Source organism: Candidatus Mycobacterium methanotrophicum, assembly GCF_023515995.1.
In the GTDB taxonomy this organism is placed as follows: domain Bacteria; phylum Actinomycetota; class Actinomycetes; order Mycobacteriales; family Mycobacteriaceae; genus Mycobacterium; species Mycobacterium methanotrophicum.
The window spans coordinates 2,592,487-2,613,843 of the sequence record NZ_CP097320.1 but is presented as its reverse complement, the minus strand read 5'-3'; the positions used below and the strand labels follow the sequence as shown (position 1 = coordinate 2,613,843).

Annotated in this window: 21 protein-coding genes and 7 pseudogenes; 10 read left to right on the top strand and 18 right to left on the bottom strand. The window is 63.4% G+C overall.

The window, feature by feature from the left end; translation table 11 throughout:
• Position 1: 1 nt before the first annotated feature.
• The 6 genes and pseudogenes from istB to M5I08_RS13615 form a co-directional block, all read right to left on the bottom strand.
• Positions 2–829 (bottom strand): annotated as a pseudogene (istB, locus tag M5I08_RS13640) (IS21-like element helper ATPase IstB).
• Positions 826–2,172 carry a Mu transposase domain-containing protein gene (locus M5I08_RS13635; protein WP_249762770.1) on the bottom strand — a complete coding sequence of 449 codons (1,347 nt, stop codon included), beginning with the start codon at positions 2,170–2,172 and terminating at the stop codon, positions 826–828. Before M5I08_RS13635 ends, istB begins: the two are co-directional and overlap by 4 nt.
• Positions 2,070–2,531 carry a DUF6431 domain-containing protein gene (locus M5I08_RS13630; RefSeq protein ID WP_249762769.1) on the bottom strand — a complete coding sequence of 154 codons (462 nt, stop codon included), beginning with the start codon at positions 2,529–2,531 and terminating at the stop codon, positions 2,070–2,072. Before M5I08_RS13630 ends, M5I08_RS13635 begins: the two co-directional genes overlap by 103 nt.
• A gap of 131 nt (positions 2,532–2,662) precedes the next feature.
• Positions 2,663–2,809 (bottom strand): hypothetical protein, encoded by a 147-nt coding sequence (locus M5I08_RS13625; RefSeq protein WP_249763454.1) that lies wholly within the window; start codon positions 2,807–2,809, stop codon positions 2,663–2,665.
• 136 nt (positions 2,810–2,945) lie between these two features.
• A pseudogene (locus tag M5I08_RS26335) lies at positions 2,946–3,080 on the bottom strand (PE-PPE domain-containing protein); the annotation flags it as partial.
• 559 nt (positions 3,081–3,639) lie between these two features.
• The gene (locus tag M5I08_RS13615) at positions 3,640–4,647 is read right to left on the bottom strand and encodes a DUF6338 family protein (RefSeq protein ID WP_219069271.1); all 1,008 of its coding nucleotides are present in this window, start codon (positions 4,645–4,647) and stop codon (positions 3,640–3,642) included.
• 712 nt (positions 4,648–5,359) lie between these two features.
• Between M5I08_RS13615 and M5I08_RS13605 the strand changes: the two genes are divergently transcribed.
• The 3 genes from M5I08_RS13605 to M5I08_RS13595 all read left to right on the top strand — a co-directional run bounded on the left by M5I08_RS13605 (position 5,360) and on the right by M5I08_RS13595 (position 8,586).
• Entirely contained in the window at positions 5,360–5,614 is a 255-nt protein-coding gene (locus M5I08_RS13605) for a hypothetical protein (RefSeq protein WP_249762768.1), read from the top strand.
• 331 nt (positions 5,615–5,945) lie between these two features.
• A complete protein-coding gene (locus tag M5I08_RS13600; protein WP_219069275.1) occupies positions 5,946–6,803 on the top strand; it encodes a 3-hydroxyacyl-CoA dehydrogenase in 858 nt (285 codons plus the stop codon).
• A 19-nt stretch (positions 6,804–6,822) separates the two neighbouring features.
• Positions 6,823–8,586 (top strand): oleate hydratase, encoded by a 1,764-nt coding sequence (locus M5I08_RS13595; RefSeq protein WP_219069277.1) that lies wholly within the window; start codon positions 6,823–6,825, stop codon positions 8,584–8,586.
• Between the two features lie 591 nt (positions 8,587–9,177).
• Here M5I08_RS13595 and M5I08_RS13590 read toward each other — a convergent pair.
• From M5I08_RS13590 to M5I08_RS13575, 4 genes are all read right to left on the bottom strand, one after another.
• Complete coding sequence (locus M5I08_RS13590) at positions 9,178–9,522, bottom strand: type II toxin-antitoxin system PemK/MazF family toxin (protein WP_219069279.1); 345 nt, start codon at positions 9,520–9,522, stop codon at positions 9,178–9,180.
• Entirely contained in the window at positions 9,516–9,764 is a 249-nt protein-coding gene (locus M5I08_RS13585; RefSeq protein WP_219069281.1) for a ribbon-helix-helix protein, CopG family, read from the bottom strand. The genes M5I08_RS13590 and M5I08_RS13585 overlap by 7 nt, the downstream gene beginning before the upstream one ends.
• Before the next feature lie 141 nt (positions 9,765–9,905).
• A complete protein-coding gene (locus M5I08_RS13580; protein ID WP_219069283.1) occupies positions 9,906–10,325 on the bottom strand; it encodes a type II toxin-antitoxin system VapC family toxin in 420 nt (139 codons plus the stop codon).
• A complete protein-coding gene (locus M5I08_RS13575) occupies positions 10,322–10,552 on the bottom strand; it encodes a ribbon-helix-helix domain-containing protein (RefSeq protein WP_219069285.1) in 231 nt (76 codons plus the stop codon). Before M5I08_RS13575 ends, M5I08_RS13580 begins: the two co-directional genes overlap by 4 nt.
• Before the next feature lie 170 nt (positions 10,553–10,722).
• Here M5I08_RS13575 and M5I08_RS13570 point away from each other — a divergent pair, with 170 nt between their 5' ends.
• The gene (locus tag M5I08_RS13570) at positions 10,723–10,965 is read left to right on the top strand and encodes a hypothetical protein (protein ID WP_219069287.1); all 243 of its coding nucleotides are present in this window, start codon (positions 10,723–10,725) and stop codon (positions 10,963–10,965) included.
• Positions 10,962–11,306 (top strand): type II toxin-antitoxin system PemK/MazF family toxin, encoded by a 345-nt coding sequence (locus M5I08_RS13565; protein WP_219069289.1) that lies wholly within the window; start codon positions 10,962–10,964, stop codon positions 11,304–11,306. The genes M5I08_RS13570 and M5I08_RS13565 overlap by 4 nt, the downstream gene beginning before the upstream one ends.
• A 375-nt stretch (positions 11,307–11,681) precedes the next feature.
• On the opposite strand, the pseudogene M5I08_RS13560 reads toward M5I08_RS13565, so the two are convergent.
• Positions 11,682–11,855 (bottom strand): annotated as a pseudogene (locus M5I08_RS13560) (type II toxin-antitoxin system PemK/MazF family toxin); the annotation flags it as partial.
• Positions 11,856–12,128: 273 nt separating this feature from the next.
• A pseudogene (locus M5I08_RS13555) lies at positions 12,129–12,567 on the bottom strand (alpha-hydroxy-acid oxidizing protein); the annotation flags it as partial.
• Positions 12,568–12,572: 5 nt separating this feature from the next.
• On the opposite strand from M5I08_RS13555, the pseudogene M5I08_RS13550 reads away from it, so the two are divergent.
• Positions 12,573–12,878 (top strand): annotated as a pseudogene (locus M5I08_RS13550) (cytochrome P450); the annotation flags it as partial.
• On the opposite strand, the gene M5I08_RS13545 reads toward M5I08_RS13550, so the two are convergent.
• From M5I08_RS13545 to M5I08_RS13530, 4 genes are read right to left on the bottom strand one after another with little or no spacing between them, the layout of a single operon-like run.
• Complete coding sequence (locus M5I08_RS13545) at positions 12,875–13,945, bottom strand: ABC transporter ATP-binding protein (protein ID WP_219069291.1); 1,071 nt, start codon at positions 13,943–13,945, stop codon at positions 12,875–12,877. The pseudogene M5I08_RS13550 and the gene M5I08_RS13545 overlap by 4 nt on opposite strands.
• Position 13,946: 1 nt before the next feature.
• Positions 13,947–14,789 (bottom strand): carbohydrate ABC transporter permease, encoded by an 843-nt coding sequence (locus tag M5I08_RS13540; protein ID WP_219069293.1) that lies wholly within the window; start codon positions 14,787–14,789, stop codon positions 13,947–13,949.
• Positions 14,780–15,691, bottom strand: coding sequence for a carbohydrate ABC transporter permease (locus M5I08_RS13535; RefSeq protein WP_219069319.1), 912 nt, complete (start codon positions 15,689–15,691; stop codon positions 14,780–14,782). The genes M5I08_RS13540 and M5I08_RS13535 overlap by 10 nt, the downstream gene beginning before the upstream one ends.
• A 23-nt stretch (positions 15,692–15,714) precedes the next feature.
• Positions 15,715–17,094, bottom strand: coding sequence for an ABC transporter substrate-binding protein (locus M5I08_RS13530; RefSeq protein WP_370328443.1), 1,380 nt, complete (start codon positions 17,092–17,094; stop codon positions 15,715–15,717).
• Between the two features lie 79 nt (positions 17,095–17,173).
• Between M5I08_RS13530 and M5I08_RS13525 the strand changes: the two genes are divergently transcribed.
• Positions 17,174–17,509, top strand: coding sequence for a DoxX family protein (locus tag M5I08_RS13525; RefSeq protein ID WP_219069295.1), 336 nt, complete (start codon positions 17,174–17,176; stop codon positions 17,507–17,509).
• Here M5I08_RS13525 and M5I08_RS13520 read toward each other — a convergent pair.
• Entirely contained in the window at positions 17,461–18,291 is an 831-nt protein-coding gene (locus M5I08_RS13520) for a ketosteroid isomerase family protein (RefSeq protein WP_219069297.1), read from the bottom strand. The genes M5I08_RS13525 and M5I08_RS13520 overlap by 49 nt on opposite strands.
• Entirely contained in the window at positions 18,288–18,848 is a 561-nt protein-coding gene (locus M5I08_RS13515) for an isochorismatase family protein (protein ID WP_219069299.1), read from the bottom strand. Before M5I08_RS13515 ends, M5I08_RS13520 begins: the two co-directional genes overlap by 4 nt.
• 12 nt (positions 18,849–18,860) lie before the next feature.
• Between M5I08_RS13515 and M5I08_RS13510 the strand changes: the two genes are divergently transcribed.
• From M5I08_RS13510 to mmpH, 3 genes and pseudogenes are all read left to right on the top strand, one after another.
• Positions 18,861–20,033 (top strand): glycosyltransferase family 4 protein, encoded by a 1,173-nt coding sequence (locus M5I08_RS13510; RefSeq protein WP_219069323.1) that lies wholly within the window; start codon positions 18,861–18,863, stop codon positions 20,031–20,033.
• Positions 20,027–20,608 (top strand): annotated as a pseudogene (locus M5I08_RS13505) (class I SAM-dependent methyltransferase). Before M5I08_RS13510 ends, M5I08_RS13505 begins: the two are co-directional and overlap by 7 nt.
• Positions 20,605–21,282: pseudogene (gene mmpH / locus M5I08_RS13500) on the top strand (MMP endo-(1,4)-3-O-methyl-alpha-D-mannosidase); the annotation flags it as partial. The pseudogenes M5I08_RS13505 and mmpH, both read left to right, overlap by 4 nt.
• Positions 21,283–21,357 lie beyond the last annotated feature (75 nt).

Here is a 21,357-nt window from a genome sequence, read left to right as displayed (position 1 = left end):
TTCATCGGCTGGTCCCGGTGGTTGCCCGGCGCAGGCTCTCGGCGGCGGCCTGGTGGTCACGCAGCCGGTAGGACTCGCCGTCGAGGGTGAGCACCACGCAGCGGTGCAGCAGCCGATCCAACAAGGCAGCCGCAACGGTGGTGTCGCCCAGGATTTCGCCCCACGACCCCACCGGACGATTGGTCGTCAACACGATAGAGGATTTCAAATATCGTTGCGAGACAACCTGAAACAACGCGGACGCGGCCTCGTTAGGCAGCGGCAGATAGCCGAGCTCATCGATGGCCAGCAAGCTCGGTCCGGCGTAGAACCGCATGGTGGTGGCCCAGCGGCCCTCAATCGCGGCGCGATGGCAGCGGGCGGCCAGATCGGCGGCGGTGGTGAAGTAAGTGCGGTAGCCGGCGTGGGCGGCGGCCCGCGCCAGCCCCACCGCCAAATGGGTTTTGCCGGTACCCGGCGGGCCGATGAGCAAAACGTTGGTGGCCGACTCCAGGTAACGGCAGGTGGCCAGTTCATCGATCAGTTTGCGGTCCACCCCGGCGGCAGCGTCAACGTCGAAGTCCTCCAGGGCGGCCGGGGTGGGCAGGCTGGCGAAGCGTAGCCGACCGGCAAGCCGGCGGGCCGCGTTGGCGTCGACCTCGATGGCCAGCAGCCGCTCCAACGCCACGGTCAGCGAGAGCTGCTCGGCGGCGGCCTCATCGAGCACCGTGGGCAGGGCTTCGGCGGCCGCGTGCAGTTTCAGCGCGGCCAAATGCGAACGCAGCCGCTGCTAGCGGCTGGCCGCCTCGGCGGTGGCCGGCATGGTCAGGGACGTGTCGGTGGTGGTCATTTCAGGGTGCTCCTGTGCTGGGCGGCCCGCTCGTAGGCGGACAGGTCGATGACGGTGGAATTGCTTGTAGTGGTTACTGATTCGGTGACAGAGCCCTCGCCGGCGGCGAGGCGGTTGCGCAGTTCGGTCGCGGCGGCGCGGGCGGCGGGTCCCGGTGGGATGCGTTCCTTGCGTCGATGACCGCGCCCGGTGCTGGCGGCGGCCATCGCCGCGGCATCCAGCGCGATCACGTGCCCGGCATCGCGCACGGTGGCGCCCAGGCCGTCGGCGAGCAGCTTGTGCCGGGCGATCACGATCCCACCGCTGGTGGCGATGTCGATGAACGCGCCCCCAACCGGGCGGGTGACCGTGACGGTGGCCATGGCCAGTTCGGGTGGCACCGAGTAGCGGTTGCCGCGGTAAGCCACCAGCGCCTGGCGTGAAACGGTTCGCTGTTCGGCCACGATCACCGGATACGGCTGCGCCGCAACGGGTTGCAGCGGTTCGTTCGCCGCGAGCACGGCGACGGTGGATTTGCCGTCAGGGGTGGCCCGCATCCTGGTATCAGCACGTGTGCTGCAAAACCGGTCAAGGTCGGCCTGGGCCTGCTCGACTGTGACATCGTCGGCCACCGTGCGCCACCAGCGTTGCGCGGCAGTGTGATTGTTCTTTTCCACCACGCCCTTGCGGTTGCCGCGTCGCGGCGGGCACACCGCCACCGCCACCGAATAGTGTTTGGCCACCCCGGCAAACGAGGCGGCGATCCGCCCCGAGCCGGGATCGCACACAGTCGACATCCGGTCAAACCGCCACGTCTTGGTCACCCCGCCCAGGGCCCGGGTGACCCGATCCAAGCCCTGCACCAGGTGCGGCTGATCGGTCGACGGCTCCAGCGATGCGCGCCACTTGCTCGAATGCGCCAGCGACCCGACCAACAGACGCGCGGTGCGACCCCACCCCCACAATGCCGGTGGATCCGGCAAATCCAGCCAGTCCCACTGGGTTTCGTCTCCCGGATCGTGGGCGATGATCGCGTTGGGCCGGTCCGTCGCCGACCGGCATGCCTCGCACACCGGCCGCAGACCCCGCGCCCGGATGTTACGAGTCAGGCTCGGATACGACAACGAAAACCCGAGCCCCTCCAGCTCATCGCACAACGTGCGCGCCCACAGATGCGGATCCTCGCGCAGCCGCGCGCTCACATAGTCAACGAACGGCGCGAACGAGTCCTCACCGGCCGGTGTGCGCACCCCGGGGGTGGTCACCCCCTTGATGTAATTGCGGATCGTTCGGCGGTTCCTGCCGGTGTGGCGGGCGATCGCCGAGATCGACCACCCCCGCTGATGCAATGCGTAAATCTCCACGTCTTCCTCTCGTGTGAGCATGAGAAAGCGGGCCGTGCGACACGAAGTCGCACACATCGATTGAGCTGCATGCGCCGGTAGCCCAGTCCGTTGACCTCGTGCAGCAGTGCCTGGCCGATCACCGCTGTGGTGTCGGCATGGCGGGCCTGGAATGCCGCCGGCAACACGATGTGGGTGGATTCGCAGTCCGGGCAGCGCACCCGCCGTGGTCGCAGCGTCACTGTCGCCGTGCCGTGGGAGCGGATCGTGCGGCGCCGGCCAAACCCCCATTTGGCGAGCCGGCCGGCGCACCGTGGGCAGTGCAGCGTGCCAGCGTTGAGATGGTCCTCGGCCAGCTCGGCGGTTCGGGTGACGATCACCGCTGCGGTCGACAGTCATGGTTCATCAGCTTTGCCTACCACAAGCGGATTCCGTCAGGGGCCAATTCGTGTTGGGGCCAACCTATCTGGCCGCCGATCGTCAGTGTGGACGACAATCAAGGATTCGGCCGTCACCATGCCCACGATCCGCTGGCCGTGGCGGGGCGCTCACCGGGGAGTCCGGCATTCATGCGCACGCTGATGATGCAGACGAACACCGTCGCCTGTAGCGGTCCGTCGGCGCCCCCGGTGACGATCAAGCGGTCCGTGGTCGCCACCCAGAGAGACGGTCACCATAGAAGCAGGCCGGTGCGAAGACCGAAGAATACCGCGAGAAGGTCGGCATGTCGCAACGCTGTCGAGCTGCGCCGTGGTGAGCTCGGGGTAGGTGACGTACAAGTAGTAGATGCCAGCGAAGACGTTGAGGTCGGCCAGCAGGATCGAATCGGGTACTTCGGGCAAGTCGGCGAAGCCATCGTATTCGATCGTGTAGATTCCGCCAGGTATATCGACAGAACAGCAGCTGCCCGATCCGGATTTAGTTGGCATGCGCGAGCTTGGTGTATGCCAACATTTTTCGGACTTGTTCGAGTCATAGCGTCCAAGTCAAGATGACATTTCCGTACGATCCCGATCCACACGGCTATGCCGACGGTGGGGAAGCGCCAATGGGCCCCAGCCCGTTCCGGCGAGACCTCGTGCACGTCTGCCCAATACTGGCGATTAGCGGCGAAGCGAATGAGCCCTTGTAGCCGCGCGCATAGGTGTCACGAATGACCAGCAGCGCCGCGGGAGGGTCGTCAACTGAAGCCTGCTACTTCTTAGTGACACTGCCACCACCAGGGGGTGGCGGGGGCGGTGGTGGAGGTGAGGGTGCACGGTGCGGTGAGGGCTGGCGCCCGCCTTTTTTCTCGAAGCCGTCTCCGGAAACGTCTTTAGTCAGCATCGTGGCTCGCTGCTTTGGTGACACCCGCTGGTCCTGGCGGTGGCGGACCTGGCTCTGATTTCCGGGTTGGCGATGGGCTTGCGGTGTTCCTGCCCGGACGATAACCGCCCCCGCGCGGCGGCATCCAGCCGTCGTTAGCCGACGTTCTCGTGTCTGAGTCGCTCACTGCGGCTCACCTCCTGCTTCGCTCCTACCAGTATCCGCCTGCTCGTCCTGCGGTGCCGGTCTATCCCGCGTGGTGTCCTGTGGCTTGAGAAATTCAATGACCGGTGCATCATCGCACTTGATCCACTGGCCCGCACTTCCCGCGATCGGCTTTTCGAACTTGCCTTGCTCGTCGAGGCGCCAAGCCGTTTCGACGAAGATCTCGCGAGACTGCGGAAAGTTGGTGTAGAACGAGTCCTCGCCGGCGTAACCGCCCACCCAATTGCCGTCCTTACTGAGGACGCGTACGTATCCCGGACCGATACGGTTCACCGCGAAATCCCACGCGGTCGGCGTGGGGTTGTAGACCCGGAAGACCTGCTTCCACGGCACGTTCGGATAGAGCCGGCGGGTGTTGCGGGCGTGTTGTGCTACCGCTACAGCCGCCGGGATTAGGAACACGAGCGCGAACAACAGCAGCGCTGTGGAGCGAGGATGGTCAAGATAGGACCTCAGATGACTGATCGCCGATGTGAGTATTTGACCGAGGGCGATGAGGTAGATCAGGGCGAACAGACCTGATGTGGTCAGCGCACGCAGAACGCGCACGCCCAAGTCGCCGTCTTCGGGAGTGGGCCCCCGCAGGCGCGATCGAACGATCTGGTGGACGAATCCAGGAATCACGATCACCAGGACGGTCAGAGCCTGCTGCCATCCAGTTACGAGCATGCGATCACGATAGGACTTTCCACCGACAGGTCTGAGTCGCTGAGCGACGCGCGAGTGGTCGAAGCGGTCACAAATGCCACCTTGAATAAGATGCCGCTGCGATTTCGTAAGTTGCCAGATTAACGGCGAAAAGCGCCAACCCCACTGAGACTGGACAGCGGGGCTGATTGATTCATCTGCTGAACACGGCGTACTTGAGTTGACATAATGTCGCTTATCGGTACTAACCCAATGCAGCTTTTGTGATGGTGCGACGTATTTGGCTACATCGCTGTCCGATTCCGCCGCGTTTTCCACGATTATCTGAGAGTGCCCATTAGCGCAGCTCCTGGTCTCGCGTCCGGCCCGGGACGCCGCTGTGACGGACTCCATGGCGTCCTTTTCCACGACTACTTGAGAGTGCCGAACAGGGCCGTCATGCTGTCCGCGATCACCTGAGAGTGCCGGACGATTCCGCCCTACCCGCGTCGGCGGGGTTTAGACCACCTTAATGCGTCACTGTGACGTATCTATTGATTGAGGCGAGTTGCTCTTTGTGCAGGTCTAAGGGTTGCTGCTGCCTATTACTTGGATAAGTGACATTATCCAGCTTTTTGTCACGTCGGTTTGCGTGTCCGCTGGGGCCCGCCCTCGGTCACTCGTACTATGACCACGTGTCCCCGGCGACTACTCCGACATCGCAGCCCGCTGGCCGGCGCAGTCCGTCCGACGCATACGCGGATCAATATCCGGGATGGTTCCTTGAGTTTCTCGACGACCGCCAGACCCGCAAGCCGTCAGCGCATTCCATCAAGGCGTACCGGCACGATTTCGACGCCATTGCCTGCGGCACTGTCAATTAGCGGCGGGGTCCAACTGGCGCTGAGCGGGTGGTTATTCACCGCGACGACGGTGATCGCGATGGTTGGCCACGGCCCGGCTGCTATATCGAGACGCCAGCTGGCTCACGACCCCATCCGGCACCGGCACCCAACCGCCGCACACCCAACGCGGTCACCGAACTGCGGCGATGACCGTGAGCGCTACCGTGCTCCTAAGTGTCGTGCTCAGTGGCTTCGCCGGCATGACCGCCGTCGGTGCGGTACTGACCCACGGACGAGACCAGGGGCTGCTGACACTCGCCGACGTGCTGGTCCCGGCGGTGATCCCGACGCTACTGGTGATCGCGGTAACCATCGCCTATCGCGGTGGACCAACCAGAGGCTGGCACGGTGCGAAAAAAGGTTGGCGTTGCCCCAGCCAACTGACTCTCGATTTTCGTTGAGCCTGAGCGTCTTCCGAAAACCAGAATACCGGCCACCGCGACACCGGATGCTCCTCTGCCGGGGGGAAGTGATGTCGAGCCCCAAAGTCTCAGCGGGTGTGGTAATGATCGGCTTCCCCAATCGGCAGGGGCCTTTGGGCCCTATAAACGGCCTCGCCCAAGGTGGTTCGATCACTCCAAGCGTACTGGTCGAGGATTTGCCGAAGTGGTTTCACAGCTTAGGAAGAATCATGCGATCCGTCACCCTGTCCGGCCATCGAACCGACGCTCAACCTGAAGAGCGCGCACGCCATCGCGATCGCAGCATCACCCTCGTCGAACGGAGCGACTCATGAGTAGTGACATCCGCCACGTAACAGTCCTGGGCGCTGGCGTTCTCGGCTCCCAGATCGCCTTCCAGTCGGCGTTCAAGGGATTCACCGTCGTCTCCTACGACATCGACGACGACGCGCTGCAAGCCGCCAAAAAACGCTATGACACCCTCGTGACCACTTACGCCGAGGAGGTTCCCGACGCCAAGGACGGAGCGGCCGTCGCGGCGCTCGATCGCCTCACCGTGACCTGCGACCTTCCCGAAGCCGTAGAAGATGCCGACCTGGTCATCGAAGCAGTTCCCGAGGTCCTCGCGCTGAAACGGCAGACCTACAAGAAACTCGCCACGCTGGCACCACCGAGGACGATCTTCGCCACCAATTCCTCGACGCTGCTGCCCAGTGACCTCAAAGATGCCACGGGCCGTCCCGACCGATTCCTTGCGTTGCACTTCGCCAACCGGGTCTGGCAATTCAACACCGCCGAAATCATGGGCACCACCGACACCGACCCCGAAGTCTATGCGGCGGTCGTCGAATTCGCCAAAGCCATCGGCATGGTGCCCATCGCTTTACACAAAGAGAAAGCGGGGTATGTGCTCAACTCGCTGCTGGCGCCGTTCCTTGAAGCCGCGACCGAACTGGCTTTCGGCGGCTACGCTGACCCCCCGGACGTCGACAGCACCTGGCGCATCGCCACCGGCGCGCCGCTGGGCCCGTTCCAGATGCTCGACATCATCGGCCTCACCACCCCCTACAACATCATGGTCCACGGGGGCGCCGAATCCCAGAAGATCGCCGCCTGGCTCAAGGAGAACTACATCGACAGGGGCAAGCTCGGCCTCGCCACCGGCGAGGGCTTCTACAAGTACGGATGATCGACCGGAGGGATAACTCGTGTACTACAGCAGCGGTAACTATGAAGCCTTCGCCCGTCCCCGTAAACCTGAGGGCGTTGACAACAAGACCGCCTGGCTGGTCGGCGCCGGACTGGCGTCGATGTCGGCGGCGGCGTTCATGATCCGCGACGGCCAGCTGCCCGGCGCCAAGATCACCATCCTGGAACGCCTCTCGCTGCCCGGCGGGGCGCTCGACGGCATCAAAGAACCCAAGCGAGGCTTCATCATTCGCGGCGGCCGCGAGATGGAGGACCACATGGAATGCCTGTGGGACCTGTTCCGCTCCGTGCCGTCCATCGAGATCCCGGGCGCCAGCGTGCTGGACGAGTTCTACTGGCTCAATAAGGACGACCCCAACCGCAGCCTGTGCCGCACCACCGTCAACCGCGGTCAAAACGCCCACACCGACGGTTTGTTCGCGCTGAACGTCAAGGCGCAGAAGGAGATTGTCAAGGTCTTCCTCGCCTCGCGCGCAGAGATGGAGAACAAACGCATCAACGAGGTGTTCAGCCGTGACTTCCTCGACAGCAACTTCTGGCTGTATTGGCGCACGATGTTCGCTTTCGAGGAGTGGCACAGCGCGCTGGAGATGAAGCTCTACCTGCACCGGTTCATTCACCACATCGGTGGACTGCCCGACCTGTCGGCGCTGAAATTCACCAAGTACAACCAGTACGAATCACTGGTCCTGCCGCTCTACAGGTGGCTGCTCGATCAGGGTGTGACGTTTCACTTCGACACCGAGGTCACCGACATCGACTTCGATATCGGCACAAACCGTAAGCAGGCCACCACAATTCACTGGATACGTGACGGTGTGCCGGGCGAAGTTGACCTCGGGGCCGAGGACCTGGTGCTGATTACCATCGGTTCGCTGACCGAAAACTCTGACAACGGCGACCACCACAGCCCCGCAAAGCTCAACACCGGCCCGGCGCCGGCATGGGAGCTGTGGCGACGCATCGCGGCCAACGATCCCTGCTTCGGGCGCCCAGACGTTTTCGGCGGCCACATCCCGGAAACCAAATGGGAGTCGGCCACCGTCACCACGCTGGACCGGCGGATCCCGGGCTACATCGAAAAAATCTGCAAACGGGATCCGTTCACCGGCAAGATCGTCACCGGCGGGATCGTGACGGCGCGAGACTCCAAATGGTTGCTGAGCTGGACGGTCAACCGTCAGCCCCATTTCAAGCAGCAACCACCCGATCAGATCGTGGCGTGGCTGTATGCACTGTTCGTCGACGTGTCCGGCGACTACGTCACCAAGCCGATGCAGGACTGCACCGGTGAGGAGATCACCCAAGAATGGCTCTATCACCTGGGCGTGCCCGACGACGAGATTGCCGATCTGGCGGCCAACGGCGCCACGACGGCGCCGGTGATGATGCCCTATGTCACCGCCTTCTTTATGCCGCGCGGCTCCGATGACCGCCCGGACGTCGTGCCTGAGGGTGCCGTGAACTTCGCGTTCATCGGCCAGTTCGCCGAGACCACCCGCGACTGCATCTTCACCACCGAATACTCGGTGCGCACCGGCATGGAGGCCGCCTATCGGCTGCTCGGCGTGGAACGCGGTGTGCCGGAGGTGTTCGACTCGACCTACGACATCCGCCGACTCCTGGCCGCCGCTGTGCACCTGCGCGACGGCAAGGAAGTCGACATCCCCGTCCCGGAAATCCTGCGCCAACGCCTGGTCGACAAGATGACGGACAACGAAATTGGCGAGCTGCTCGTCGAATACGGTCTGATCAAAGGCTGACGAACGCATCGCACCAGCGACCGCGAGCCAGCACGGCGCGCACATGCGATCCACCAGGGTCCGCGACCGCTCGGTTCACGAAGGGCTGACCGGAAAGACCCAAGGTGAGTAGCGCAGGCGACAACAACCCGGCGGAGGTAGCGGAGCTTGTCGAGCCGGGTCGTGTTGTGCGGATGCAGATTAGATTTGGATCAGGCGGCGGGTTCGAGGGTGACGCGGTAGCCCATCGCCATCAGTTGCGTGACGTAGTTGCGTGTTCTGCGTTCGGTGTTGATCCGGGTGGCGTGGTAATCGGTGCCGAGGTCGCGGAACCGGGCGGCGGGGTCGTTGAAAGTCGGCCCGGAGCGCGGTGACAGCCTTGCGGCTGTTCCGTTTCTCCGGGCCGACTTTCACCACCAAACCGAGCTGGATCAACCGGATGACCCGTCCCTCCGGCACTCTCAAGTCTTTCTGGATTTCAGCCGGCACTCTCACGTTCTCGTGGATTACCGCGCCGGATCCCGTCCGCAATAAGGTGAGAGTGCGCCGGTCAGCACGCCCCCGCACTCTCACCTAATCCCGGATCGGACAATCGCGTGCGACATCTGGCAGTTAAAGATCCAGGATGCGGCGAAGTCCCCGGTCAACCTCATGCATCAAGCTCGCCGATACCTTCCCAATCCGATCAGTGAGATCCGTCTTGTCCAGCGTGACAAGCGCCGTGACATTGACGACTGAATCGCGTGGTAGCCCTGTTGCGGCCGCGGGCAAGAACACGTTGCCGGGCATCGCCGCCATCGCCGTGTTTGAGGTGATCACCGCGGTCAGCACAGTCGCAAGGCGGCTGGCGTTGTACGGATCGGACTGGATCACCAGCACGGGACGGCGCTTGGCTGGCCGACTACCGGACGGCGCTCTAAGGTCGGCCCAGTAGAGCTCAGTGCGGCCGATCACCACTCATCGTCCACGGCGTCCAACACGCGGTGCCCGATAGCCACGGCAGCATCCTTGGCCTCGTCGGTCCCATCGACACGCTCCAAAGCACTGTCGATCTGACCGGTCAGCGACTGGGCGTCTAACTCGTCCAAGTAACGCTGCGCAGCTCGGGCGAAGAACTCGGATCGACTCATGCCGAGGTCACTCGCCGTCCGAGAGACGCGATCGAACGTCTCGTCCGAGAGGGAGATAGCTGTTTTCATAGAGATAGTATAACCCGGTATAACCTGACGGGCCCTCTGTGCTGCTAGCCCAGCAGACAACTCGGATTTCATCGCGAACTTCGCAGATCTGGGAATAATTAGAAACTGTTCGGTTCCGCGGAGATCCGATAAGCGTCGAGTTCACCACGGGTTGGCCCGGACCTCTACGAATCCGGTGGCCGCGAAGTCCTGGTCGAACGCTAGGGCTTCGCGCAGCCGCCGGTCCCGCATGACACGAAAACTCGTTGCGTCCACGTACGAGTACACCCGCTCGTCGTGTTTGCGAAGCCAGTCCCACGCTGCCGCTTCTTGGCCCTCTGTAACTCGGTGCACGACGAGGCGCTCGGCATTCCTCAGAGTGTCGAGCCGATCGAGAAAGGCCAGCGCAGTCCGGTGGCTGTCCTTGCGCCGCAGGAACGTCCAGGTCTCGCCCGCAACAAGGTTAGTCGTCAGGATCTGCTCGGACCGTCCGAGAGCACCCAGCATGCCCAGCGCGTGATTGTGCCGAGAATCCCCGGGCAGCGCCCACGCCACCCACCAACCCGTGTCGGCGAACTTCACTTGCCGTAGAGAACGTCGTCGATCTCGCCTGGTTCCACCGAAACATGGTGAGACCCGAACCCCGCTAGGGAGCGCCACAAGCCTTCATCAGACTCGCCGAGCGGTGGCGAAAGGACGGTACCCAGCCCCATGCGGATCAACTCGGACTTGGAGATGCCCCGACGTCGGGCTTCCGCGGCAGCCAGCAAGTCGAGCTCTTCGGGGATCGTGATCGTGATCGTCTTCATGCCTCCAGGATACATATCTACCGCTACGGTGAATACATAACGCTGCTCCAGCGCGTCAGCACAGTCGAGTGAAGCGCGCCGAGACACCTCGGCACCTCATCAGCACCTAGTCATACGATCTGTATCCCGCTCAGGTATATGCACTAGCATACCTGAGGTAGCCTGGACTCATGGCTGACGTGACAACGATCAAGGTGTCCAAAGCGCTGCGGGACAGGATCGCGGCTGGCGCCGCCAACGAGGGGCTTACTGCTCAATCGTTTCTCCAGTCACTGATCGACACCCACGAACGCAACAAACGCCTAGCGGCTGTAGCCGCTGCCTACCGCGAGTCTTCTGACGAAGACCTAGAAAGCTGGCGCGAAGAAACGGAAGACTGGGCCACCGTAGACGCCGACGGCCTAGGCCGGTGACCGATTTCAGCCCAGGAAACGTAGTCTGGGTGCAGTTCGACCCCACGGTGGGCAGAGAACAACGCGGGACGCGGCCCGCGGTAGTCGTCGCATCCCGCGGCTATCTGGCGGCCGTGCCCGAGCTCGTAATCGTCGTCCCCGCTACCACTCGAGATCGCGATTGGGCGCACCATGTCCGGCTCACCGGGCCGCGACTACGGCTGCCGAGACCGACATGGGCAATGACCGAACAGCCCCGCACGATCAGCCACACACGAATCACCGGTCGCGCCGGCAGCGTCGAACCAGGATCTATGCGCCAGATTTGGCGCTGGCTCGACGACTTCCTGCATCACGGGTAGCAGCTCGCACCTCCTCAATACGCACGACTATCATAAAACTAACGTGAGTTGCATTGCAGCACAATCGATTTTGGCTACCTTGTCGTTTGCCAATATGTCTGCGAGGCAATGCTGGCGCCTGCGAACGACCTCGTGCGCATAGTATCGCCGCGGCGACGGCTACCAACACTCCGGCCTTCGGCGCATGGTGGTTATTTCGGGATACACCGGGATTCCCCCGTGATACGTCACAGTGACGTTTCAGAGCCTTTCGCTCCTCTTGCCCGATATGGTACTCGCACAGCCGGTTTCGTCGACCCAACAGCCGCTGGTGCGTAGGTTGCGTCTGCCCGGACTAGACAGTTGGCGAAGGCTGTCGGCGGGTTGCGTCGGTGGTCAAAGGTCCAGCACGCGACAAAGTCCTCGGTCAACTTCGTGCATCAAGCTCGGCGGCACCTCCCCGCCTCGATCGGTGAGGTCGGTCTTGTTCAGCGTGACAAGGGCCGTGACGTCGACGACCGAATACGTGTTGGACGTGATCACCGCCGCGAGCACAGCGGCAATGCGACTCGTTGGTCTGCCGCCTTACCGGCTTCCCCGGTGTCCGTTCTCACTGATGTTGGGCATTCTCAGTGAATCTGGGGTGAGCGCGTGTCTTTCTCATTGAATCTGGGGCACGGCGTTTAGCGTTGAACGATTACGCGGCCCACCCTGATATCCACGGCTGCGAACTGCTCGAACGGCACAGATTTCACGATCAGACGCTATCGCTATCGCACGTTGGAACAGGCGCCGCTATGCACACTTCTAACCGAGGTGGGGCAGGTGGGTATGACATAGCGATCACTCGATGCGCCTCAGTGCCTCGGGGGTGAGGTCACCCACGGTGCGATACCCGTCGACGGCCATGATCAGGTCGGCCTCGGCCAGCAGCGAGCGCAGTACATGCACGACACCCTCAACTCCGCCCAGCACCAGCCCGTAGGCATACTGCCGGCCGATGCCCACCGCGGTCGCTCCCAGGGCAAGGGCCTTGATGATGTCCGCGCCCGCTGCGGATGCCAGAGTCGAACAGCACTGGCAGCCCGTCGGCGGCCGCCACCACGGCCGGCAGGCAGTCCAGTGTCGGCAGGCCGCCGTGATTGGAGCAGTAGATGCCGTCCACCCCACCGTCTTTGGCGCGGCGCGCATCGTCGGGGTGACAGATGCCCTTGACGATCAGCGGTAGGTCAGTCAGTGAGCGCAACCACGGCAGGTCGTCCCAGGTCACTGGGTTGCTCCACGTGGGTTGTCATCAGCTGGCTGGCCGCCAATCACGACGAACACGAATTCGAGCGACCCGACGAGATCCTGCTGGATCGTGCTCCCAACCGCCACGTCGCATTCGGGCTTGGACCGCATCGGTGCATCGGATCCCATCTGGCGCGGCTCATGTCCGAGGTGATGGTGAAGGCAGTACTCGAGCGCATTCCCGACTACCGGGTCGACGAGGGCGGGGTGCGGGAATACCTCGGCAACCCGAGTATGACCGGGCTGGCCAAGCTGCCGGTCACCTTCACGCCGGGGGTAACACGCGGCACCGCACGGCCCTAACGAAGCCGGCGGCCATCGACGGCGAAGAAATGCAGATGCCCCCGCTGGGGGTGTAGGCGGACCCGGGTGCCGCGCGTGGGCGGGTCGTGCCCGTCGGCGCGCGCGACGATTGGGTGACCGAAAACGTTGTCTGCGCCGCTGACTCGCCCGTACAGATAAGCGTCGGCGCCGAGTTCTTCGACAACGTCGATCTGCATCTCGATACCGCTGGTGCCGATCTTGAAGTGTTCTGGCCTGATGCCAACGACGATTTCTCCTGCGACATCGCTGATCTCGCGCGGCAGCTGGATCGGCCAGTTACCCAGCAAAACCGAGTGATCGACGACTGGGAGGGTGAAAAGATTCATCGCCGGCGAGCCGATGAACTCCGCGACAAACATGTTGACCGGGCTTCGGTACAGCTCCCTGGGCGCTGCACACTGTTGCAGCACGCCGTCACGCAGGACCGCGACGCGATCTCCCATCGTCATCGCCTCGACCTGGTCGTGGGTGACGTAAACAGTGGTGGTGCCCAGACGCCGCTGCAACCCGGCGATCTGGTTGCGGGTTTGCACCCGCAGCTTCGCGTCCAGGTTGGATAGCGGTTCGTCCATCAAGAACACTTGCGGCCGCCGCACTATCGCACGTCCCATCGCCACGCGTTGGCGTTGTCCGCCGGACAGATCCTTGGGTTTGCGATCCAGGTACTGCTCCAGGTCGAGTAGCCGCGCCGCATCCAGAACGCGTTCGCGTACCTCGGCTTTCGTGATTCTGGCAATCTTCAGTGCGAAGCCCATGTTCTGCGCCACGGTCATGTGCGGATACAAGGCATAGTTCTGGAATACCATAGCCACGTTGCGGTCTTTGGGGTCGTCGTCGGTGACGTCTCGAGCGCCGATTCGAATGCGCCCCGAGTCCACTACCTCCAACCCCGCGATCATCCGCAGTGACGTCGTTTTGCCGCATCCGGATGGTCCGACCAATACCACGAACTCGCCGTCATCTACACATAAATCCAGCTGGTCCACGGCAGGTCGCGTTGTACCGGGGTAACGCCGCGTGGCCTCCTCGAAAGTCACCGATGTCATGTCACCCGCCAAGCCCCGTGACCGCGATACCGCGAATGAAGGCGCGTTGCGCAACCACATAAACCGCAAGCAACGGCAGCAGGATCAGTATCGATGCGGCCATGAGCACGGGCCATCTGGCGACGTACTCGCCCTGCATCCGTACCAGACCGAGGGTGAGCGTGGCGATGCTGCTGCGCTGAATCATCAACAGCGGCCAGAGAAAGTCGTTCCACACGTTGACCCAGGTGAGTACCGCCAACACCATTACCGCGGGCTTGGCATGCGGAAGCAGTATCCGCCAATAGATCTGCCACGGCGAGCAGCCGTCGAGGATCGCCGCTTCTTCGAGTTCCGTTGGCAAGGCGCGGAAGAACTGGCGCATGAGGTAAGTGCCGAACGCGCTGCCGAATAATCCCGGCACGATCATCGCCCACGGCGTGTCGGTGAGCCCGGCGATGCGCATCAACATGAATTGCGGAATCACGGTGACCGTCAGCGGCACCATCAACGTAGCCAGGTACAAGCCGAACAACGTGTCGCGGCCCCAAAACTGCAGCCGCGCGAATGCATATCCGGCGAGCGAACAGAAAAACACCTGGCCAACACTGACACAGCCGGCGTACAGCACGGAGTTGAAAAGCATCCGCCAGAACGGCATAAGCGCGAACACCTCACGGTAGTTGGACCACAGCGGGTGCGACGGAAACAGCGTCGGAGTGGTTACCTCGCCCTCATCTTTCAGCGACCCCGATACGGCCCACAGGATCGGGAAGAGCGCACACCACGCGGTAACGGTCAGCGCGGTGTACAGTACGACGGCCCGCACAATGCTGGGCTTGATCACTCGTTCGGCTATGCCCACGATCGTTCCTCCAGGGCGGCCCGACGACGCCCGAGCCGCAACTGCAGCACGGTCAACATCAGCAGGGTGCCGAAAATGACCCACGCCAATGCCGAAGCGTAACCGAACTCCAAGAACGCGAACGCATGCTGGAACAGCATGATCCCGAGTACGTAGGTCGCGGTCTCCGGGCCGCCGTTGCGCCCGGTGAGAACGTAGACGAGGTCAAATGCCTGGAATGCGTGGATGATCGAGATGACCATCACGAAAGACACCGCCCCGCGGATCAACGGCACGGTGATCGAGACGAATTGGCGCAACTCCCCCGCGCCGTCGAGTTTGGCCGCCTCATAGAGATTGTCGGGCACGCCCTGCATTGCGGCCAACAGTATGACCGCCGCGAACGGCACGCTCCGCCACACGCTGACCGTACACAACGAGAGCATCGCCCATTTCGGCTCGACCAGCCACGGGACGGGCCCGATCCCGATCCAGCCGAGCATGATGTTGAGCAGGCCGTTGTTGGTGTTGAAGACGAACTGCCAGACGACGGCCATCACCACCGATGACACAGCCAAGGGCAGAAATACAATTGTCCGAAATACACTGATTCCCTTGACTTTCCGGTTGAGCACACCGGCTACGGCGAGGCTGATAAGGACGGTGGGGACGATGGTCCCGACGGTGTAGACCACTGTGTTGCGCAGCGCGATGACGAACAGCGGATCGTCGGCAAAGAGGCGGTGGTAGTTGGCCAAACCGACGAACTTGGCCGGCCTGAAGATATCCCAGTTCTGGAAGCTCATATACAGCGAGAAACCGAGCGGGAACAGCATGAATACGGCGACCGCAATCAGATTCGGCGCGACGAACATGCGCCCGGCTCGGGCACGTCGATTGGAAAATCGGCGACGCCGGGTCACCCCGGCGGATTCATCGATGTGGCTCATGGGCTGCGAAGCACCTCGTCGACCGCGTGGGACAGTCCGCTCGCCAACGATGTCGCCGGCCGCACGCCGCGCAGAACGGGGCCGATGTCGCGGTCCATCAGGGCGGCGATCTTTGGCCAGTCTGGAGTGATCGGCATGCCTTCGGAATGACTAGGGCCGCCGGTCAGCACGTCGAGATTGCCGATCCTGGCATGGGCCCGCGCGAAGCCGGCCGATGTGATCGCAGACCGCAGCACCGGCACGAACAATCCCGTTTCGCCGATAACAGCCTGTCCGACCGGTCCGGTGGCGAACTTCACGAACTCCCACGCCTGCTGTTTGCGGCGACTGCTCGCCGCGATGGCAAGCCCTGTCGTGCCGATGTTGGAGCGCGCAGCACGCCCGCTCGCACCGCTCGGCAGCACGGTGATATCAAAATCCAGGCCGTTGGCCCGGTCGACCGTCTGATATCGCCAGTGTCCGCCGAGTGCCATCCCCGCCCGTCCTGAGGCGAATAAATCCATCGAGGACATCGACTGCGTGTCCGACGGAGTGGGGGCGACCTTGTGCTTGTGGGCTAGATCGGCGTCGAACTGGACACCTTTCAGAAACGCCTCGTTGTCGAAGTTGAGGTGCCTCGGATTCATCCGCGGGGTAGACCACGGGACGCCATTGTTCATGCCGAACAACCCGGCCGAGTATGTCGCGGCCCAAGTATCGACGTATCCCCATTGCCTGACCCTGCCGGATCGGTCGCGCTTGGTGAGCGCCCTGGCGGTGTCGAGGAACTCGCCGAAGCTCCACAGTTGTTCCCATCGCACGGGCGGCGGCGGCACACCGGCGTCGGCGAATAACTTCTTGTTGTAGAACAAGAAGTTACCAGACCATTGCTCGGGCAAGGCGTACTGACCGCCGTCGAAGGTGAAGGTCTGATACAGCGACGGGATGCTTTCTGCTTTCAGCTGCGCGGCGAAGGTCTTGTCTTGCGCCAACATGGTGCCCAGATCCAGCAGGACTCCGCGGTCGGCCAATCCGGCGTAGGTGAGGTCCCACGCCATCAGGACATCGGGACACTTGCCGCCGGCGCAATAGATCGACATGTGTTGCAACGGATCGGTCCCGGACAACAGCATTCGAACCTTGATGTCGGGATGGCTTTGCGCAAAGGCGTCGACGACTCGCGCCCGCGCGTCCGCCTCTTCGGGATTGGCCGCGAAGAAGAAGGTCAGCGCGTCGTCATCGGAGCTACAGGCGGCCGGCCACAGCGCCAGCGACGCCGCGCCAAGTGCACCGGCGCCGCGTAGAAGCGTTCGACGATCAAAGTGCCGGTAGGCCACCGACCTCAGGTGCCGCCGGTCGCTATCGAAGCGCCGCGCGAGATTTTCGATGGTTGTCATGGGTCACCTTTCGCAGGCGCAAGCCGTCAAGGAGATGACCACATCCGACGAACGCTCCCTGTAGAGGAGACCAACACCAATGAGCCTATACGTTGTCGTCACGGTGATCACCGCCATGATCACCGCAGCAGTCGCGATAGCCGACTTCATCCCCGCCGGATTCGCGCTGGCCAACTCGGCCGAGGTGCGTGTGCGGCGATCGTGGCTGCCGATGCTGGGCACTGTCAAACTCGCCGGGGCTATCGGTCTTGTCGGCGTCCCGGCTATCGGGATCGCGGCCGCGACCGGCTTGGTGCTGTTTTTCATCGGCGCGTTGATCGCCCACGTCCGGGCCCGCGTCCTCTACAACATCGCCTTCCCGGGCGCCTATTTGGCGCTGTCGGCGGCGTCGCTGGTGCTGCTGGCCGCAAAGTAGCGGATCCGGCGGATTGCGTTGCGGCGCCGGGCAACATCGGCGAACATGACGCCGCGCCCCTGAGCCGAGGTGATCGATGCGGCGACGGCGCCTCCCGCGGCGATGAGCTTCGGCGCACGGGCACCGGGACATCTCTCGACGAGATCGGCGATGCTCGTTGCGCCGTCGTCGCCGAAAGTCATTGCGGCATCGGATGACAGCGTGCGCTGCGCGCCGAGCCTGTCTGCTGCAGCAACCGCGTTGACAAAGGTGTCGACCAACTTCTTCTGGCCGGAACCCACGCGCCGGAAGCCGGCTGCGAACCCCGCGCTGCCGCGCAGCCGCTGGTTGCGGATAAGTCCCTGGGACAGTTGGACGGTGGCCGGAAGGGCCGATGCGCCGTTACGCAGAAATTGCAGTATCATGCTCGGCAGCTCCCAGTAGGCGCGCAGCACCGCGATCTGCCATTCGCCGTTCACCTCGCGCAGGTCGTAGCGAAGAAACGCCGGAATGATCATCGTGACTGCCGCACCCATCACCACCTCGAGATCGAGATCGCGCACGACGGTCGAGCCGCGGACGACATCGAGGTCGCGGTGAAAAGCGATATCGCGCGGGCCGATGAAAGTGTCGTAGAAACGGCTGATCTCCGCCGGTCCAAGACGTGGCCGCGAGCCCACCGGATCTTCGATGCGTCCATCCACGGTGAACAGTCCCGCCCAGCCCGCGCGATCATGCGCTGCGGCTGCCAGCGGCGATCGCTCCACCGCGGCCAGCACTGCCGACTCCGGTCGCGCTCTCATGCGCTCGACGCTATCGCGACGCCGACAGCCTGCAGTGCTTTGACGGCCGCGGCGGTGGACGCCTCCCCCACGCCCGCTGTCAGATCCAGTAGCACCCGGGTACCCAAACCGGCCTGCGAGGCATCCTCGGCGGTCCGGCGCACGCAGTGCTCCGTCGCGATGCCCACTACGTCAACCTGGTCGACGTCGTGCTGGGCCAGCCATTCGGCCAGCGAGGCCCCCGACTCGTCGATTCCCTCGAAACCGCTGTAGCCCGCGTCGTAGGCGCCCTTGCGAAACACTGCATCGAACCGGTCGGAGTCGAGATTGGGATGAAATTGCGCGCCGGTGCTGCCGGCGAGGCAGTGCGGCGGCCACGACGACGAGTAATCCGGCCGGTCGGAGAAATGATCACCCGGATCGATGTGGAAGTCCTGGGTCGCCACGACGTGGCGGTAGTCGGCGCCGCCAAACAGATATTCGCCGATCGCGCTCGCCACAGCGGCACCGCCGGTGACCGCCACCGAGCCGCCCTCGCAGAAGTCGTTCTGGACGTCGACGACGATCAACGCGCGCACAACACCCACGGTATCGTTGGTCGGCTCTTCGACTCGATAGGACACCGGGTCGAGCTGTTCTCCGGACAGCCCTACCCCGAAGGTCTCGACCCGCGGGTGGTGTTGACCGCGATAGCCAGCCTCGACATGTATCGGAAGCCCGACCCATTCCGGATCCCACATCCACGGGAAATCCGGGATCGTATCGATCTTCTGGAGCTTGCCACGGTATGGGCCGCGGGCTTCCCTGAGCCGCGGACCTTCAGCCTGCGGGCCGCCCGCCTGCTCGCCGGACGGCGGGACGACTTCGACGTGGTGCGCGACAACCAGAGCCTTGGCACCGGCCTGCTCAAAATTGCGGCAACCGGCCTGCCGGTAGTGGCGACCGTCCATCATCCGATCACTCGTGACCGGGTGCTGGATCTTGCTGCGGCCCAGTGGTGGCGTAAACCGTTGATACGCCGGTGGTATGGCTTTCTGCGGATGCAACAACGCGTCGCGCGCAGCATTCCGGACTTGCTGACCGTCTCGTCGTCGTCGGCGACCGACATCACCGCGGACTTCGGGGTCCGCCCAGACCGGCTGCACGTGGTACCGCTGGGTGTCGACACCGACCTGTTCACACCGCCAACGCAGTCGCGAGTTCCTGGCCGCATCATCGCGGTCGCCAGTGCCGACCGCCCGCTCAAGGGCGTCGCGCATCTGCTGCAGGCGGTGGCCAAGCTCCGCACCGAACACGACCTGGAGCTACAGCTCGTCGCCAAGCTCGAACCCAACGGCCCCACCGAAAAGCTGATCGCCGAACTCGGAATTTCCGATATCGTCCACATCTCCAGCGGACTCTCCGACGCTGCGTTGGCGCGGTTATTCGCCTCGGCGCAGATCGCTTGTATCCCTTCTCTTTACGAGGGCTTCTCGCTACCGGCGGTGGAAGCGATGGCCAGCGGAACGCCAATTGTAGCCAGCCGTGCGGGCGCATTGCCCGAGATGCTCGGACCCGACGGCGAATGCGCCAGGCTGGTGCGGCCAGGCGACGCGAGCGAGTTGATCCGGGTGTTGGCCGAGCTGCTGGTCTCCCCCGGCCAACTGCACCTACTCGGCGCGGCCGGTCGCCGTCGCGCCGTCGAGGTATACAGCTGGGAGTCGGTGGCTGCCCAGACCGCGCGCATCTACGAACGTGCGATCAGGAACGGCAAGTCGTGCTGACGGTGGACTTCGACCGTCTCGATATCGGTCACGGCGCCAAGGTGATTGACGTCGGATGTGGGGCGGGCCGGCACAGCTTCGAGGCTTATCGCCGCGGTGCCGATGTGATCGCTTTACTGCGTCATTGCCTCGGAGATCCTGGAACATGTGGCGGCCGATGCTGCGATGCTCGACGAGCTGATACGGGTGCTCAAGGTCGCGGGCGGCTGGCAGTCACGGTGCCCAGGTGGTTACCGGAACGACTGTGCTGGCTACTCTCCGACGACTACCACAGCAACGACGGCGGCCATATCCGCATATACCGTGCGCACAGGCTGCGCGCCAAAATTGCCAACCGCGGAATGACTTTCGTTCACGCCCATCATTCACACGCCTTGCATGCACCCTTCTGGTGGCTCAAATGCCTGGTCGGCGTCGACAATTCGGAACATCTCGCCGTCATCGCCTATCACAAGATGCTGGTTTGGGACATGCTGCAACAGCCCAAGCTCACCCGGCTGACCGAATCCACACTCAACCCGCTGATCGGCAAGAGTGTGGCGCTGTACTTCGAGAAACCGGAACACGGGCGTTGAACTGGTATAAGGAACCGGGCGTCGCTGGCGTCCTTTCTGCTGCGCAATGCCGGCAGACGGCGGAATCGATTGCCGCGTTGCAAGAACCATCTGGCGCGATCCCATGGTGGGAAGGCGGGCACACCGACCCCTGGGACCACGTCGAATGCGCAATGGCGCTGACGGCAGCGGGCCTGACCGAGCCGGCGCGATACGCGTTCGACTGGTGTCGGCGCGAGCAGCGCACGGACGGCTCGTGGCCGATCCACCTTCGCGCCGGCGTGGTTGAAGACGCCCACAGCGACAGCAACTTCTGTGCGTATGTCGCGGTCGGAGTGTGGCATCACGTGCTGATCACCGGTGATCGCGGCTTTGCCACCGCGATGTGGCCGACGGTGCGGGCGGCAATCGACTTCGTTTTGGGGCTGCAGCTCGAAGGCGGCGAGGTTTGTTGGGCCAGTGGTCCTTCAGGCCCGATTACCGAGGCGCTGCTCGCCGGCTGCACGAACATCTTCCACAGCATTCGCTGCGCCCTGGCGCTGGCTAGCTACCTCGACGAGCCGCAACCGGAATGGGAGGTGGCGCTGGGACGGTTGGGCCACGCGATCACTGCCCGCCCGTCGGCGTTCACCGAAAAGCCGCATCACTCGATGGACTGGTATTACCCGATCCTGGGCGGTGCACTTCGCGGTCCCGGTGACTGGCCGGACAACGACGTTTGACCGGTGTGGATTGGCGGGTAAACCGCTGCGTGACCCACTTAGAAGCGG

Excerpts from the sequence above, each read along its gene's own strand:
- M5I08_RS13570 (WP_219069287.1), top strand. The coding sequence starts at position 10,723 with ATGGCTGACGTGACAACGATCAAGGTGTCCAAAGCGCTGCGGGACAGG.
- M5I08_RS13600 (WP_219069275.1), top strand. The coding sequence starts at position 5,946 with ATGAGTAGTGACATCCGCCACGTAACAGTCCTGGGCGCTGGCGTTCTC.
- M5I08_RS13525 (WP_219069295.1), top strand. The coding sequence starts at position 17,174 with ATGAGCCTATACGTTGTCGTCACGGTGATCACCGCCATGATCACCGCA.
- M5I08_RS13575 (WP_219069285.1), bottom strand. The coding sequence starts at position 10,552 with ATGAAGACGATCACGATCACGATCCCCGAAGAGCTCGACTTGCTGGCT.
- M5I08_RS13585 (WP_219069281.1), bottom strand. The coding sequence starts at position 9,764 with ATGAAAACAGCTATCTCCCTCTCGGACGAGACGTTCGATCGCGTCTCT.
- M5I08_RS13530 (WP_370328443.1), bottom strand. The coding sequence starts at position 17,094 with ATGACAACCATCGAAAATCTCGCGCGGCGCTTCGATAGCGACCGGCGG.
- M5I08_RS13605 (WP_249762768.1), top strand. The coding sequence starts at position 5,360 with ATGACCGTGAGCGCTACCGTGCTCCTAAGTGTCGTGCTCAGTGGCTTC.
- M5I08_RS13520 (WP_219069297.1), bottom strand. The coding sequence starts at position 18,291 with ATGAGAGCGCGACCGGAGTCGGCAGTGCTGGCCGCGGTGGAGCGATCG.
- M5I08_RS13545 (WP_219069291.1), bottom strand. The coding sequence starts at position 13,945 with ATGACATCGGTGACTTTCGAGGAGGCCACGCGGCGTTACCCCGGTACA.